Origin of the sequence: Spongiibacter marinus (assembly GCF_016906995.1) — a bacterium.
Taxonomy (GTDB): domain Bacteria; phylum Pseudomonadota; class Gammaproteobacteria; order Pseudomonadales; family Spongiibacteraceae; genus Spongiibacter; species Spongiibacter marinus.
Map to the genome: position 1 here is coordinate 216,850 of NZ_JAFBBD010000006.1, position 14,821 is coordinate 231,670.

Genomic DNA, 14,821 nt, shown 5'->3' on the forward strand with positions numbered 1-14,821 from the left:
CTGGGTAGTGCCCCCGCACTCGGCATGAGCGCGGGGAAGGGTTTAGAAGGTTTTGCTTACCGTTACCCCAAATGTAGTGGGGTCGGCAAACTTGTTTGACGTTACCCCAGTTGGGTCCACGACCACATTGGTGGTTTGGTCTTTATCACCCAGGTTTTTCCCCCAGAGCCTCACCGACAGCGACTGATCAGCGCTAGTCCAGCCCGCGGAAACGCCCAGATTAGACAGCGACTTTTGTTTGGTGACCGCTGCGTTGCTGGCCGCCGTGTAATAGTCATCCTTCCAGGAGTAGCTCACATTGAATTCGACGATTGAACCGCCCTCCAGGGGGATGGTGTAGTCGGCATCAATGCTGCCCGAGCGGTCTGGCGACCACTGTAATTGATTGCCGCTGTAGTCATTCCCACCTGAGGTGACAAAGTCTTCGTAGCGCGCTTTCCCGTGGTTGTAATTGGCACTGATCACCAGCCGATCTGAGGCAGCTAGGGCGACGCTGGTTTCAAAGCCCGTGGACTCAGCTTGGGCGCTGTTGAGTACCAAAAGCAGGGTTGGGGTAAGCTCAAACACCTGCAAATTGTCGTAGTCGATGTCGTAGTAAGCAATGTTGAATTGCAAACGGTTATCGAACCAGGTGGACTTAAGCCCCACTTCGATGTTTTCCACAAACTCGGGGTCAACGGTCTTCGTCGCGTTCTCCGGCAAGTTGGTTTGAGAGGGGAAGGCGCCACTTTTAAAACCTTCCGAGTAGGTCAGGTAGACCATGGCGTCCTCACCAAAGCGATAGTTTACCGAGGCTTTATGGGTAATCTCTTCCCAGTCTTCCTTGCCCTTCACCGCAGTCGGGAATTCAGGAAGTATGAGTGGTACCCCCGTGGGCGCGCCTGTGCCCAGCAGGTCTTTGGCGTCTTGGCTGATTTCTTTTTCGTCCTGACTCCAGCGCACGCCGTAGGTCAGGGTCCAGTTATCGATATGCCAGTCAGCCTGGGCATAGGTTGCAATGCTGGTAGTGGTGTTATCCTGCAGAAACAGCACATTGCCTTCCGGCGCCAGGCCCAGACCGCCGCTGAGTGCGGCGTTATAGCGCGTGTAAAATTGCTCATCGCGCTCGACGTCTTCCTGCATATAAAACACACCGGCAATCCAGTCGATATTTTCCAGGCTGCCGCTGAGGCGAAATTCCTGGGAGAATTGCGAGGCACTTTCCTCGGCGCCATTGATCACGTTTTCCGGTACTGAATTGGCAACCGTGATGTCGGTGAGGGGCAGGCCGGTCAGATCGTCTACATGGAACACATCGCTGGCGCGCCAAGCGGTGATGGACAAGAGATCAGCCCATTCCAAACCGTGCTCAACACGCGCACTGAAGCCCTGAATCTCGCGTTCCTGTGAGGTATCAAATTGCGATGCACAGCTGCGAATATTGCTGCGATAGCCCGCGGACAAGCTGTCCACACCGGCTTGCCAGAGCGCGCCGGTTCCCATTACACCGGCCGACAAGTCCATTAAATGACTGCAACTGCCATTGGTTTCGTCCTTGGAGTAATCGGCGCTGAGCAACAGCAGGGTGGTGTCGCTCAGGTCGAACAGCAGCTGGCCGCGTAGGTTAATACTCTCGATGTCGCCCAGCTCGTCACCCTGGCCGGATGCTCCCTTTGAGTTGCCAATGATTGGGCTGTTGATCAGATTGGTATCAACGGTAACGTCGGAGGGACGAATAACATTTTTTTGAAAACCGTCGCGCTGCTTGCTCGCCACACTAATCTTACCGGCGATGGTGTCGGTTAATCCGCCTGTCACCAGCGCCTGCGCATGGAACAGGCCCTTGTTGCCTGCCGTTACGCTCAGCTTGGTCATGGGGTCGTAATCGGGGCGACTGGTGATGAAGTTAATGGCACCGCCATTGGTGTTTTTACCGTATAGCGTGCCTTGTGGGCCCTTTAGAATTTCAATGCGCTCAAGGTCGAACAGATCGAATCCGGAGCCGCCAGCGCGACCAATATAAATTTCGTCAATAAAAATACCCACCGCAGAATCGCTGGCCGCTGAGTCTGAGCTATTGCCGATGCCGCGAATGTACACCCGTGGCTCGCCCAGGTTGAACTGCGTGAAGGACATACCCGGTGTTTGCATCGCCACGTCATTCATTTCGGTGACTTTTCCCATACCAACGTCATCACCGGAAATCGCCGCCACAGACATGGGGACATCTTGGATACTGGCCGATTTTTTCTCGGCGGTGACTAATACCTCTTCCAGTTGCGTCGCGGCGGCCGCGCCGCTGCACACTGTAGTGGCCAGTAGGGCCGCTGGTAACCGTTTGAGTTTAAAATTACGGGTCGTAAACATCGCTATTTCTCCGCTGTTTTATTGTTATTCCAAATTGAAATCATTAGTGGGATCACGGCGGCGAGCAGGTATAGCTGGCGGCGTGATCGGGGGAATCGGGCTTGCTTAACGTCGCGACATTCGGGTAGGCGCAAATGGGGCGCGTTCGCACGACATGCTGCTGATCATCGTGCTGACTCGCGGTAAATTGCTCTGGTGCAACACCGGTTTCTACCCAGTTCGCCACGAGCTCAAGCGGGTCAAATTGATCGGGGGCATCGGCGGGGCGCTCCCAGCAGTGGCCCCAGCCCGGCAGCATAAATAGCCGCGCGTGATTCTTCAGTTTGTCCACGCCGCCGCTATGTGCGGCCGCCGCGCGGTAGTAATCCACGATTGGTCCCGGAATAATCAGCGGGTCCGCCCAGCCGTGGTAGAGGAATAATTTGCCGCCCGCCTGAGCCAGTGCAGACAGGTCGGGATTGTCGGCGTCGATCAGGGCGGGTAGGGCCGATTTGTCCAGCCACGCCGCTAGGGTGTTGTGGTCCAGCGCGGCGTTGTGATCGCGCTGAAAGAGTTCCTGTGAAAGTAGGTTGCGGTAGCCCGTTGACGCGGCCAGACCCCATGCCGCGTTCTCGTCATCGCCAAATAACCAGATGTCGGTGTAGTGCTCAGCGCCAGGTGCGAGGGTCTGGGTGACTGGCGGTGCTCCGGGAACGGGTTGGCCGCTGTACAGGCGCTCAAGGCGTGCGATGGCGTTTTTGGTAAAGCATCGCTCAGACGCGTCGCCCGATTTGCACGCGAGCGCGGCGAAGCTAGGCCGACACTGCTGTGGTGCAGAAATAATACCGTCGCGCTGGCCGTCTATGCCGTCGCACTGCGCCATGACGGCTTCTTTTAGCAATTCGTTGTTGCTGCGCGGAATCACCGGCTTGCCGTGATGGGTGGTTTGGCGGGTCATCCAATTGCCCCATTTACCGGCAATTTCGCTCAGGCTGAAAATACTGCCGCCGGCGGCGATACCGTCAAACAACTCCGGGTAGCGTTGGGCGGCTATCATGCCCAGTCGGCCACCGTTGGAGCAGCCGGAAAAGTAGCGGTGGTGGGGCGCTTTGCCGTAGAACGCTGTGGTGAGCGCTACGCCGACGTCGGTAACCACTGGCAGTACTTTGTGGGCGTAAAGTTCCAGCGCTTCGGCGTCGTTATAGGCCCATTGGGTCTCCCAGCTTTGGCCGTTGTGCCCGCCGTCGTGACTGATCGCCGCATAGCCTTTTTTCAGTGCTTCGTTAATGCTGTTGGAAAACCCCGGTTTGTCGGGCAGCAAACTGCCGCAAAAACCACCGCAGCCCGCCATCACAAAACGGCCATTCCACGACTCGGGGAGCCGTAATTCGAAATAGGTACGACCCTGTATCTGCCCGCGCACTCGGCAGTGCGCAGGCAGCGGCTCGCTGCTGTGCCACGAGGGAGGCTGGGCCAATATCGTGCCGGCGGGAGCGGCCAAGCTCGGGCAGCGTTTTGCCAGCGCGGGTTCGGGGTCAGCGCGTTGTGCAAGCGCTGAGCTGCTGATCACGATACTGGCAAGCAGCAGCACGAGGCGAGTAACGACGGTCATAGGTAAAGCCTTATTGTTATGTGTGTAACCGCAGGCGGGGCAATTATCAGTAGATGTCCTGGCCCCGCGCCCACCATCCATGAAAGCCATAGGGCACGCGGTGAGGCAGTTTTATTTTGGCAATGGGGCCGAGGCTGACATCTTTGGCGTTGAACACCAGGCAATAAGACGTCCAGTCTTTGGTGTCGGTCACGATATTGGTGACGTAGCCATCGTCCTCTTCACTGCTGCGATCGGCACCGCGTTTGGGCACGAAGACTGCCTCGCTACCGAACACGCCGGGGCCGTAATCCCACTCCTGGCGGTGGCCGGTATCATTGTCGTATTTGATTAGGCCAGTGAAGCGCAGGGTATGGCCGCCTTCGGCGCGCAGGGGGATTTTTTGGTGATAGGCGTAGCGAGTCTTCACGCCGTGAAAGATCTGATTGGATTTATTGAACTCTGAGTTCAGGTCACAAATAGGCCCTTCGCGAACCTCGCCGGTGCGTATATTAAAGCGCCAGCGATAGTTGTTTGCCTCCAGGCGCATGTAGGCCAGCATGTGCGAGAGTGCGCCTTCGCTGGGGTCGGCATCGGGCATCGGGTTGGTCGAGCGACAGCCATCAATGGTGACCCAGTCGCCATCTTCCCACGCGTTTGACGTATGCAATACATAGCAGGGCTCGCACTCAAACCAGCGAACCTGGGTGCCCAGGCGCGGAATGAGACCAAACCGCGACGGCATGTCGCGATGAAAGCGAATAACGCGCATGTTGTGCCGTTTAAGCACATCGATGTCATGGAACAGGGGGTGGTCGTGCAGGATCGCGTAATTTTCTGTGAAGGTGATCTCGTGCGGCAGCCGTGGTGCGGGTAGGTCGATCGCGCATTCGTGCTTGAGTGTGCCGTCCGGATTCAATACGCCGTAGGTCATATAAGGCGGCGTATCGCCGTAGTCGAAAAAGAACATCTCTCCGGTTTGCCAGTCCACCCGCGAATGCGCAGACATTTTGCGCGTCAGGGCGCTGGGGGAGTCCAGTGGCCCAAGATTCTCAAGTGTTATCGGGTCCATGGTGTAGGGGATGCCAGAGTTGTACCACAGCGTAATCAGGCGGCCGTTGTGCCAAATGATATCTGTGTTGGAGGTGTCTTTAATGGGAAAGTCTGGCAGCGAAAAATCAAACGGGCCCATCACACCGGGCCATACGGCTTGCTGCTCTTGCTGTTCGCGCAATAACGCTGCCGTCAGAATTTGGCTATTGCGATAACTCACCTTGCCATCGGCAAAGTAGACGCCGTGAACTAAGCCGTCGCCATCGAAAGAGTGGTACTGGTTCTTCGGCTTTTGACGCGGATTTGGCCCATTGCGCAGGTAGGCGCCATGCATATCAGTGGGTATCTCACCTTCGACGGTTAACTGATCTGCACTGATATTGATGTTTTCCGTCGGCGCGTAAACACCATGCAAGTAGGGGTTATCAATCTCATAGATCCAAGACGGGGCATCGTTGAGTTGTGGCGCCGCTCCCAGAGAGGCCTCAGTAATGGGGAAGTCACTCTGTGGGTTGGTTTGGCGGGTCATAGTCCTCTCCCTTGTTTTTATTAACGTTATCCGGCGGTCGCTACGGCGGTATCGCTCAGCGTTTGATCAGGAGTCTATAAATTTATGGTCTAATAGCGCAAGCCTTTTTTTGCGATGTCGATAAGCCGATGTGTCGTAATCGACAAAAGATATTGAAAAACATATAGTTATTGTATTAAAAATTTTAATTGCTGGAGTTCTATTGTCGTTTCAAAAGGATTTGGTATAGCATGTTGGTTCAATAAGAAAAGTAATATTGTTGATTTGGAGCGACCAGTAAATGTCACAACACCCCGCATCGAAGCCTCTTTCTGAGGGGGCGCATCCACGCCACCGCAGCGCCGGTAATTTGCGTCTGCCGATCATTCAGGCCCCCATGTTTTTGTTGTCAGGGCCAGAAATGGTGATTGCCAGTTGCCGAGCGGGCATCGTTGGTTCGTTCCCGTCGCCGAATGCGCGCACCGTTGAAGACCTGGACGCCTGGTTGGCAGAAATCACACAGGCGCTGGCCGACAGCCCTGATGCCGCTCCCTGGGCAATGAACCTGGTGATGCATCGCACCAATCCGCGCTGTTACGAGGACTTAGCATTAGCCGTTAAATACCGCGCACCGATTGTGATTACCGCCTTGGGTAGCCCGAAGGATGCCGTGGAGCAGGTACACAGCTACGGCGGAAAAATTTACGCAGATGTCGTTTCGCTGGAGTTTGCCCGCAAGGCAGCGGCATCGGGTGTGGATGGTTTGGCGCTGGTTTGTGCCGGGGCGGGCGGCCACACCGGTCAATTATCGCCTTTTGCCTTTGTTGAAGAGGTGCGTAGCTTTTTTGACGGCGAGATCATTCTCTCTGGCGCGATTAGCAGTGGCCGAGCCCTGCGGGCGGCCGAAGTAATGGGGGCCGATTACGTGTACATGGGCACTCGCTTCATTCCCACCCACGAAAGCCGGGCGCAAGACGCCTATAAACAAATGGTGGTTGAGTCCTCCGGGGCCGACATCATCACCAGTGATGCGATCACCGGGGTGAAAGCCAATTGGCTACGCAAGAGCCTGGAGCAGGGCGGCTACGATCCCGCCAATATGCCCGCCGCTGCAGATATTGATTTTATGAAAGCCGCTGGCGATGCCAAACGCTGGCGCGATATATGGGCAGCGGGGCAGGGCGTTGGCGCGATTCGCGCCCAGCAGTCGATCAGCGAGGTGGTCGACCAGCTGGAAGAAGAATATCGCCAGGCGTCGAGCCAATAGCGCCTGAGGGCGGCTCGTCTTTTCCAATTCAATAATAAAACGAACGGTAAGCCATGATTACATCACCACAACATACCATCGATACGTATCAAGCCAGCGGGCTTTGGGAAGGCCGCGTATTGCATCAATTACTCGACGAGCACAGTGCCAACGTGCCGCAACAAATGGCCGTGGCCGATGCACCGAACCGGCAGGACCTGGTCGGTTCTGAGCCGCTGCGTTTAAGCTATGAATCCCTGCAACATGCCAGCTACAACCTCGCGCTAGCCTTGGTGGAACGCGGTATCGGCGAAGACGATACGGTGATCGTACAACTGCCGAATATTGTCGAACTGGTGGTGTGTTATCTGGCGCTGAGTCGTATTGGTGCGATCATTTCACCGGTGCCGGTGCAATACGGCGACTACGAACTCAAGCACTTTGCCGAATCGCTAAACGCTCGCGCACTAATCAGTATCGCGCAGTTTAAAGGCGAGCCGCTGGGCAGCGAGCGGGGCGCCAATTTACCCACAAACCTCAGCGTATTGTTGTTTGGTAAAGACCTGCATTTGCAGACGCGAGCGGATGAGCGTGCCGCGGCAAAGCTTCGCGCGCTTGAGGCCGTTTCCAGCGATGCCAACCGCATTACCACTGTCTGCTGGACCTCTGGTACCACTGGCATGCCTAAAGGGGTGCCTCGCTCGCACAATATGTGGGTAACCGTTGGCCGCAACTGTATTGAAGCCGGGGATTACCAAAGCGGCGATGTGCTGTTAAATGCCTTTCCAATGGTCAATATGGCCTCTATCAGTGCGTTCCTGTATGCATGGCTGCTGAAGCGTTGCAGTTTGGTACTGCACCATCCCTTTGATCCCGGCGTCTTTCTTCAGCAGATGCAGGACGAGAAGGTGAACTTCACCATTATCCCGCCTGCGGTGCTCAATCAGCTCGCGAAAAACGAGGCCATGTGGCAGCAGTTCGACTTCTCGGCATTGCGCTCTATCGGCTCGGGTTCGGCGCCGTTGGCACCGTGGATGATGGAGAAGTTTGAGCGCGACTACGGGAAATGCATTGTCAATTACTACGGCTCTAATGAGGGTATTAACCTCCTTTCTAAGCCGAAAGATGTTGCCGACCCGGCGGTGCGCGCCTTTATGTTTCCTCGCTTTGGCAGTGCCGGGCTGGAGTGGCCGTCGTCCGCGAGCAAAACCATCTGGACTAAAGTGCTCAACCCGGATACTGGCGAAGAAATTACGGCGTCAGGTGTGGCCGGCGAGCTTGCGGTGAAAGGCCCGACGGTTTTCGACGGTTACTGGCAAACGGATAACAGCGATGTTTTCACCGACGACGGCTACTTTCTAACCGGTGATTTGGTGGAAATTTGCGGCGACCAGCAGCAGTTCTATCGCATTGCCGGGCGCTGTAAAGACATTATTAATCGCGGCGGTATGAAGCTGTCTCCCTCGGAGATCGACGTGTTGCTCGAGGGGTTGCCCGGCGCACAGGAGGCCGCCGTGTGCGCCTATCCAGACAGCATCTTAGGCGAACGTATCTGCGCCTGTGTCGTGCCCAATGCCGCCGAGGCGCCGCCTAGCCTGCAGGATGTTGTCGCCTTTCTTCAGGCCAAGGGCGTTGCCAAAATCAAATTGCCCGAGCGCCTGGAGTTATTAGAAACGCTGCCGCGAAACGCCCTCGGAAAAGTGCAGCGTTTTGCCCTGCAAGAACAGATATCCGCCGAATAACGGCATCGGCCATTCAGCAAAAAGGAGTCCATGATGACGGTATACATACTGGGCGGCAGCCAAACAGATTTCGCGCGTAACTGGGCGCGAGAAGACCTGGACAGCTTTGATATGTTCAAGGCGGTTCTCGACGATGCGCTGGCGGCCACGGGCTTGTCGCCGGAGCAAATCGAGGTAGGGCACGTAGGAAATTTCGTCGGCGATTTATTCACCGGCCAGGGCCTGCTGGGCGGCTTTTTCGCGCAAGCGTACCCCGAGTTAAACGGCATACCCACCAGTCGCCACGAAGCCGCGTGTGCCTCGGGGTCGATGGCAATACTGGGGGCAATGAAAGACATAGAATGCGGCCACTACGATGTAGCCTGTGTATTGGGCATGGAGATCATGCGCAATGTGCCGGGGCAAACCGGCGCTGAATATTTGGGCGCCGCCACATGGAAGGGCTACGAGGCGCAAGAGGCTAACTACCCCTGGCCTTACATGTTTAGCGATATTATCGATGAATATGACCGCCGCCACGGCATTAACACTGATCACCTGCATACGATATCGCGCATCAACTACGGCAACGCTAAGCACAACCCCTTGGCGCAAAGTCGCCACTGGAACTTCGAGCCAGCGTTTTTCAGCTCAAGCGATGCACACAATCCACCGATAGAAGGGCGCGTTCGTAAATCAGACTGCGGCCAAATCACCGATGGCGCCGCCTGCGTCTTCCTGGCAAGTGAATCGGCCGCCAAACGCTATGCCGCGCAGCAGGGCATTTCGCTGAGTGACATTCCCCGCATCAAAGGCTGGGGGCATCGCTCGTCTGCCATCGACCTCCGTAGCAAGCTGCGCCTTAGCGACGGTCAGCCACTGCTTTTCCCTCATGTAAATCAGCTGATTCGCGACGCCCTAAAACGCGCAGACATGACTGACTTGCTGCAACTCGACGGCCTTGAAGTGCACGACTGTTTTTCCATTACCGAGTACATGGTGATCGATCACTGCGGTTTAACGGCGCCCGGCGAAAGCTGGAAAGCAATAGAGGAGGGGCGCATATGCAAAGACGGCGACTTTCCCATTAATGCCAGCGGCGGCTTGATCGGCCTGGGCCATCCCGTGGGCGCGACCGGCGTACGCATGCTGTTGGACTGCTACAAGCAGGTCAGCGGCCAAGCAGGGGAGACGCAAATCACCAATGCCAAAAACATGGCCACCTTCAACCTTGGCGGCAGCGCCACAACCTGTGCCAGCTTTATAGTAGGAATTAACGAATGACACACGCTTATATTTACGACGCTATTCGCACACCGCGCGGCCGCGCCAAAGAAACGGGTAGTCTGCATGCATTGTCGCCACTGGCGCTGCTAAAAACCCTTTACGATGCCCTGGCTGAGCGCAATCCACTGGACAAAAGCCAGGTTGATGATGTGATTCTAGGCTGTGTAACACAGGCGGGTGATCAGGCGGCAAATATCGCCAAAACCTCCCTGTTATATGCTGGCTGGCCCAGCCATGTTCCCGGTATTACTGTAAACCGTTTTTGTTCCTCCGGTTTGGACGCCATCAATTTTGCCGCACTGAAAGTGCAAGGCGGGCAAGCCGGTATGGTCATTGCTGGCGGCGTGGAAATGATGTCCCGCGTGCCGATGTTGTCCGACAAAGCCACCGTTTTTACCGACCCAAAGATGGCGGCTCGCTGCCAAATGTTAATGATGGGCAACGGCGCGGACCTGATTGCTTCCCAGTATCAAATCAATCGCGAAGACGCCGACCAGGTCGCCGTAACCAGTCAGCAGCGCGCCGCCCGCGCGCGTGACAATGGCTGGTTCCGCTCGGTCGTTCCGGTCGTAAATCCAGAGACAGGTGTAAATGTGGTTCACGATGAATGCATCCGCGACAACGCAAACATGGAGTCCCTGGCGCAAATGCCGCCGGCCTTTGCTGAGCTTGGCGCAAAAGGCATCGATGCCTTGCAACTTCAGGGGCATGCCAAACTCACCGAGATCCAGCATATTCACACCGCTGGTAATTCGCCAGCGATGGCCGATGGCGCTGCCTTGGTGTTGGTGGGCGACGAAGCATTGGGCGAAACGCTGGGTAAAGCGCCACGCGCGCGTATCTGCGCCGTCGCCAGTGTTTGCGACGATCCATTAACCGTCATCTCAGGCTGCTGCGCCGCCACGCAAAAGCTTATGCAGGAGCAGGCGTTAACCGCCGACGACATCGACCTGTTCGAACTGCATGAAGCCTTTGCCGCCACGGTGATCAAATGCCAGCGCGACCTCGGTATCAGCGAAGACAAGCTCAACGTCAATGGCGGAGTGATCGCACTCGGTCATCCCATGGGCGCAACCGGCGCCATCATGGCGGGCACCTTAATTGACGAGCTTGAGCGCCGCGGCCTGAAACGCGGTATTGTTGCGGCAAGCGGCGCCGCAGGCACAGGAACGGCAATATTGCTGGAGCGGTGTTAACCGCTCCAGAGAGAATCCAGCCTTAATTTGGGTGTTTCGACATATAGAGCATAAAACTTCCATAGCATCACAACTTATTGATAATTATAATGAATATAACAGATAAACTCAGGCAGCGGCCTCTGTTATGTAACGTTTCTATTCCACTGTACGGCCAGTAGCTATCGATCCAACAAAGCTTGTCAATGAAATCATGGTTACTGTCAGCAATTCCGTATTAATTCCAAGTAAGGCAGATTCCAACTTGGCTCACCAGGGGGATTTCCGCGATGAGGGGTAGGCTAGGGCGGTAAAAGCGTTGCTATTAGCCACTTCTATCCTATCTGATATGAAACTATAGCGATTCCTGAAGTTGTTTAAACCGGCCCTGGATCACCGCCTTTTCCTGAAGAATCACCTTGTTCTCGTCCGTCAGAAACATCACTTTGTCTTGGGCAGTTTTCAATTCGGCTTTGACGGTCTCCATAGCTTGGGACAACACGGCCACTTGCTTATCGACATCTGCTTTCTGAGCGGTGAGCACTGCCATATTTTCCGTCAATTGGTCATTTTTATACTGGTATTCCCGGCACTTCGTCACGGCTTCTTCATGCTCGTGTTTCAGCTTCTGGATATCTTCTATCTTGCCGTTCAAGTCGCTGCGTAGCACCGCATTGGCCTGTTTTAATTCATCAGCATTGCGTTGTAACTGCGCATTAGCGTCAAATAGCTCTGTCGTTCTCGACTCTGCCTGAGCGAGCCGGTGTTGCAGATCCTGAATCTGATCCTTCAGCCCCTGGTTAACTGAACGGGATTGTTCGCGCTCCTGCTGGCGGTCTTCTGCTGTACGCTGCTGGTAATGTTCGAAATGGTCGCGGATATCACGATCCGTTCAATTTGCTGTCTAGTCAGGCGCTCTGCCCGCATCACAATGGCTGGGAAAATACTGGTGGCAGGCGGCCGATTTGCAAATTGACCCGGTAAAAAACCATCCAACCGACCGCTGGGACTTGACGATCTATAATAAATGAATCTGGATATTAGTCGCTAATCAAAGGAAAAACTCCAATGAATAGAGCTTATCCAGCACTCACGGACAACCGTTTCATGGTCTTGGTAAATGTCTTGGCGCTGAACGTAGCCCCCGAATGCGTAGAGGACTTTACAGGCAATTGCTGTGCCGCTAGACTTCCCTTCCTTTTTGTTTGGGCATAACTGGCGTGGTTAGACGCAGATTCATAATGGCAATGATGCTCCTGATGGCTTTGCAGTCGGTGGTGTCTGTTGCTGATATGGGTCAGTTTTACAATCCGGGAGTGGTTCACCATGATGCTGAGCTTTTAACTGAGTCCTCGGATATTGAGCCAGCCGACACGATCGGCAATCAGTCTCCCGCCGCGCCGGACGATTCCGGCGACTCATTCGTGCAATGTGATCTATGCCATGGGCACTGCCATATGCTATCGATGGGTTACCTGCCTGACGCTTTGGGCAATATGCCGGAGAAAAGCCTGACGGGTTACCGGGCCCGCTTTTCCTCTGTCGATCAATCCTCTCCTTTCCGCCCTCCTATCGTTTGATCCTGCGAGCACTTTCCCCAACCCGGGGAATTACTGTCATTTAGACTTGCGTAGGAGTAGTTTCATGTTTTTTGGAATGCCCATTAAAAATGGGCTGCGGGCAATACCGCGTCAATTTTTTAACACCTTGCTGTGTCTTCTCGTGCTAACCCTGGCGGGCACTGTTGCGTACGCCGAGCAGGTACCTCTCACGCTTGCCAATGCCCTCTCGCGGACCGTGGCGCAGAACCCCACCCTGCAGGTTTTCGATTTTCGCCTTCAGGGCCTTGAAGGCCGTCGTTTCACGGCGGATCAAAATCCTGCCCTGGAAGCCGGCCTGGAGGTGGAAAACGTCCTCGGCAGCGGCAACCGGCAGGGGAGCGACGCGGCAGAGTACACCCTGTCCTTGTCATCGGTTCTCGAACTTGGCGGCAAGCGTGAGGCCCGCGTCAGCGTCGTCGACTCGCGATACGCTCTGGTCGAGGCCGAGCGCCGGGCCGAAACCCTGGATGTGCTGGGACAGGTGGCCCAGCGTTTTGTCGCCACCCTGGCCCTGCAGGAAAAACTTGAACTGGCCGCTGACGCTGTGGCGCTGACCGAGGCCACCCACGAGATCGTCACCCGTCGCGCCGACCGGGGCGCGGCGCCCCAGGCCGAAGTCATGCGCGCCAGGGCCGCGCTCACCCGGAGTCGTATCGAGCAGTCCCGCGTGTTAAGCGAATACGAGAGCCGGAAAATAGCTCTGGCTTCGCTCTGGGGTGATACCCGTCCGGACTTCCAGAGTCTGGAGGGCGACCTGTTCCAGTTCGGGTCCTCCGACAGTTTCGAGATCCTGTACCAGCGGGTCAGTGAGAGCCCGGCCATTCAAATCTATGCCAGCGAGCGGCGCGTCCGTGAGGCGGAAGTCCAATTGGCACGGAGCCAGTCCGAGAGCGATATCCGCTGGCAGGTGGGTGTCCGGCAGTTCGAGGAGACGGATGACTCGGCGCTGGTCGGCGGGTTTTCCGTACCGCTGTTTTCCGGACGGCGCAATCGCGGCGAAGTGCAAGCCGCTCTGGCGGCGCGGGATGAAGTCCGGTACCGCCGGGAGGACACCCTGCTTCGCCTCCACTCGCGCCTGTTCGAGGCTTACCGACAGTGGCAGCAAAACATCGAGGCGGTTGAGCAGATTCGCGGCCAAGTGCTTCCCGATCTGAGTGATGCCCTCAGCCAGACCCGCGAGGCCTACCAGAAAGGTCGCTACAGCTATGTGGAGTGGACCGCCGCGCAGCGGGAATTGCTCTCCGCCCGGCAGGCGCTGGTCGACGCCGCCACCATGGCGCTGCTCAACCAGTCGCTGATCGAACAACTGACGGCGCAGCCTCTGGCTGGCCGCTGAACAAGGATTACTACCATGAAAGTCGTTAACTATTTACTCATACTCGCCAGCGTCTATGTGCTGACGGCCGGACCGACTCATGCCGCGGAAGATGATCACAGTGATGATTCGCATGCGCACGGTGACATCGACGAAGAGCGCGGGGAGCACGAGGAGTCGGAAAGCACTCACGTGGAAATCTCCGCCGAGATGGCGGAGCAAGCCGGTATCCGAAGCAAGGCCGCAGGCGCCGGCATCCTGGAGCGCACCATCAGCAGTTATGGCCGCCTTGCTCCCAATCCAGACGGGATTGCCCTGATCAGGGCACGCTTCCCGGGTCAGGTTACGAAAATCAATGCCAGTCTCGGTGACTCAGTCAAGGCTGGCGACCTACTGGCCAGCATCGAATCCAACGACAGCCTCCAACCCTACACTTTGCGTGCGCCTTTCGCCGGTACCGTTATCCAGCGCAACATCAACGTCGGCGAGCTGGCCGGGGAACAGGCACTGTTCACCATCGCCAAGCTCGACCCGCTATGGGTGGAATTGAAAATCTTCCCGGGGCAGCGCCGCGAAATCGCACCAGGACAGCTGGTGCGAATTGACACCGGAGATGCCCAGCACGAGTCCAGGATCAGTCATATCGTGCCGCAGAACAGCGGCTCGCCCTACGTCATTGCCCGGGCAGAAATTGCCAACGCAGAGGAACTGCTTTCACCGGGTCGGCTGGTTTCGGCGAGCATCGTGGTAGAGCGTATCGAAGCGCCGCTGGTGATAGAAAATCGGGCCCTGCAGTTGCTCGACGAATCCCAGGTCGTGTTTGTGCAAGAAGGCAATAGCTTTGAGCCCCGGCCTGTCGAGTTGGGCCGCACGGATGGCCAGTTCACCGAAATACTTTCCGGCCTGAAACCCGGCGAACGCTACGTGGTGGAGAACAGCTATCTCATCAAGGCGGATATCGAAAAATCCAGCGTGTCAGACGACGATTAACAGGAGGCC

The 14,821-nt window shown here is 56.3% G+C and carries 11 protein-coding genes; 7 read left to right on the plus strand and 4 right to left on the minus strand.

The features are described 5' to 3' along the window. Nucleotides 1–42: 42 nt before the first annotated feature. The 3 genes from HNR64_RS11125 to HNR64_RS11135 are packed head-to-tail and all read right to left on the minus strand — an operon-like array spanning nucleotide 43 to nucleotide 5,498. On the minus strand, nucleotides 43–2,346 hold the full coding sequence (locus tag HNR64_RS11125) for a TonB-dependent receptor (protein ID WP_204996538.1): 2,304 nt from the start codon (nucleotides 2,344–2,346) through the stop codon (nucleotides 43–45). A 52-nt stretch (nucleotides 2,347–2,398) separates the two neighbouring features. Beyond that, a complete protein-coding gene (locus tag HNR64_RS11130) occupies nucleotides 2,399–3,937 on the minus strand; it encodes a tannase/feruloyl esterase family alpha/beta hydrolase (protein ID WP_204996539.1) in 1,539 nt (512 codons plus the stop codon). A gap of 46 nt (nucleotides 3,938–3,983) precedes the next feature. Then, nucleotides 3,984–5,498 carry a carotenoid oxygenase family protein gene (locus tag HNR64_RS11135; RefSeq protein WP_204996540.1) on the minus strand — a complete coding sequence of 505 codons (1,515 nt, stop codon included), beginning with the start codon at nucleotides 5,496–5,498 and terminating at the stop codon, nucleotides 3,984–3,986. Between the two features lie 280 nt (nucleotides 5,499–5,778). On the opposite strand from HNR64_RS11135, the gene HNR64_RS11140 reads away from it, so the two are divergent. From HNR64_RS11140 to HNR64_RS11155, 4 genes are read left to right on the plus strand one after another with little or no spacing between them, the layout of a single operon-like run. Then, complete coding sequence (locus tag HNR64_RS11140) at nucleotides 5,779–6,744, plus strand: NAD(P)H-dependent flavin oxidoreductase (RefSeq protein ID WP_204996541.1); 966 nt, start codon at nucleotides 5,779–5,781, stop codon at nucleotides 6,742–6,744. A 53-nt stretch (nucleotides 6,745–6,797) separates the two neighbouring features. Beyond that, nucleotides 6,798–8,465 (plus strand): class I adenylate-forming enzyme family protein, encoded by a 1,668-nt coding sequence (locus HNR64_RS11145; protein WP_204996542.1) that lies wholly within the window; start codon nucleotides 6,798–6,800, stop codon nucleotides 8,463–8,465. A gap of 33 nt (nucleotides 8,466–8,498) precedes the next feature. Continuing rightward, nucleotides 8,499–9,728 (plus strand): acetyl-CoA acetyltransferase, encoded by a 1,230-nt coding sequence (locus HNR64_RS11150; RefSeq protein ID WP_239547784.1) that lies wholly within the window; start codon nucleotides 8,499–8,501, stop codon nucleotides 9,726–9,728. After that, nucleotides 9,725–10,927 carry an acetyl-CoA C-acyltransferase gene (locus tag HNR64_RS11155; protein WP_204996544.1) on the plus strand — a complete coding sequence of 401 codons (1,203 nt, stop codon included), beginning with the start codon at nucleotides 9,725–9,727 and terminating at the stop codon, nucleotides 10,925–10,927. Before HNR64_RS11150 ends, HNR64_RS11155 begins: the two co-directional genes overlap by 4 nt. Nucleotides 10,928–11,261: 334 nt before the next feature. On the opposite strand, the gene HNR64_RS11160 is transcribed toward HNR64_RS11155, so the two are convergent. After that, nucleotides 11,262–11,576, minus strand: coding sequence for a hypothetical protein (locus tag HNR64_RS11160; RefSeq protein ID WP_272993671.1), 315 nt, complete (start codon nucleotides 11,574–11,576; stop codon nucleotides 11,262–11,264). 571 nt (nucleotides 11,577–12,147) lie between these two features. Here HNR64_RS11160 and HNR64_RS11165 point away from each other — a divergent pair. The 3 genes from HNR64_RS11165 to HNR64_RS11175 all read left to right on the plus strand — a co-directional run bounded on the left by HNR64_RS11165 (nucleotide 12,148) and on the right by HNR64_RS11175 (nucleotide 14,812). Continuing rightward, on the plus strand, nucleotides 12,148–12,486 hold the full coding sequence (locus tag HNR64_RS11165; protein ID WP_204996545.1) for a hypothetical protein: 339 nt from the start codon (nucleotides 12,148–12,150) through the stop codon (nucleotides 12,484–12,486). 64 nt (nucleotides 12,487–12,550) lie between these two features. Then, nucleotides 12,551–13,843 carry a TolC family protein gene (locus HNR64_RS11170; protein ID WP_239547785.1) on the plus strand — a complete coding sequence of 431 codons (1,293 nt, stop codon included), beginning with the start codon at nucleotides 12,551–12,553 and terminating at the stop codon, nucleotides 13,841–13,843. A 15-nt stretch (nucleotides 13,844–13,858) separates the two neighbouring features. Beyond that, entirely contained in the window at nucleotides 13,859–14,812 is a 954-nt protein-coding gene (locus tag HNR64_RS11175) for an efflux RND transporter periplasmic adaptor subunit (RefSeq protein ID WP_204996546.1), read from the plus strand. Nucleotides 14,813–14,821 lie beyond the last annotated feature (9 nt).

What these genes read in the sequence shown, in the direction of transcription:
- HNR64_RS11135 (WP_204996540.1), bottom strand. Translation starts at nt 5,498, where the DNA reads ATGACCCGCCAAACCAACCCACAGAGTGACTTCCCCATTACTGAGGCC.
- HNR64_RS11140 (WP_204996541.1), top strand. Translation starts at nt 5,779, where the DNA reads ATGTCACAACACCCCGCATCGAAGCCTCTTTCTGAGGGGGCGCATCCA.
- HNR64_RS11130 (WP_204996539.1), bottom strand. Translation starts at nt 3,937, where the DNA reads ATGACCGTCGTTACTCGCCTCGTGCTGCTGCTTGCCAGTATCGTGATC.
- HNR64_RS11125 (WP_204996538.1), bottom strand. Translation starts at nt 2,346, where the DNA reads ATGTTTACGACCCGTAATTTTAAACTCAAACGGTTACCAGCGGCCCTA.
- HNR64_RS11165 (WP_204996545.1), top strand. Translation starts at nt 12,148, where the DNA reads ATGGCAATGATGCTCCTGATGGCTTTGCAGTCGGTGGTGTCTGTTGCT.
- HNR64_RS11145 (WP_204996542.1), top strand. Translation starts at nt 6,798, where the DNA reads ATGATTACATCACCACAACATACCATCGATACGTATCAAGCCAGCGGG.
- HNR64_RS11150 (WP_239547784.1), top strand. Translation starts at nt 8,499, where the DNA reads ATGACGGTATACATACTGGGCGGCAGCCAAACAGATTTCGCGCGTAAC.
- HNR64_RS11170 (WP_239547785.1), top strand. Translation starts at nt 12,551, where the DNA reads ATGTTTTTTGGAATGCCCATTAAAAATGGGCTGCGGGCAATACCGCGT.
- HNR64_RS11155 (WP_204996544.1), top strand. Translation starts at nt 9,725, where the DNA reads ATGACACACGCTTATATTTACGACGCTATTCGCACACCGCGCGGCCGC.
- HNR64_RS11175 (WP_204996546.1), top strand. Translation starts at nt 13,859, where the DNA reads ATGAAAGTCGTTAACTATTTACTCATACTCGCCAGCGTCTATGTGCTG.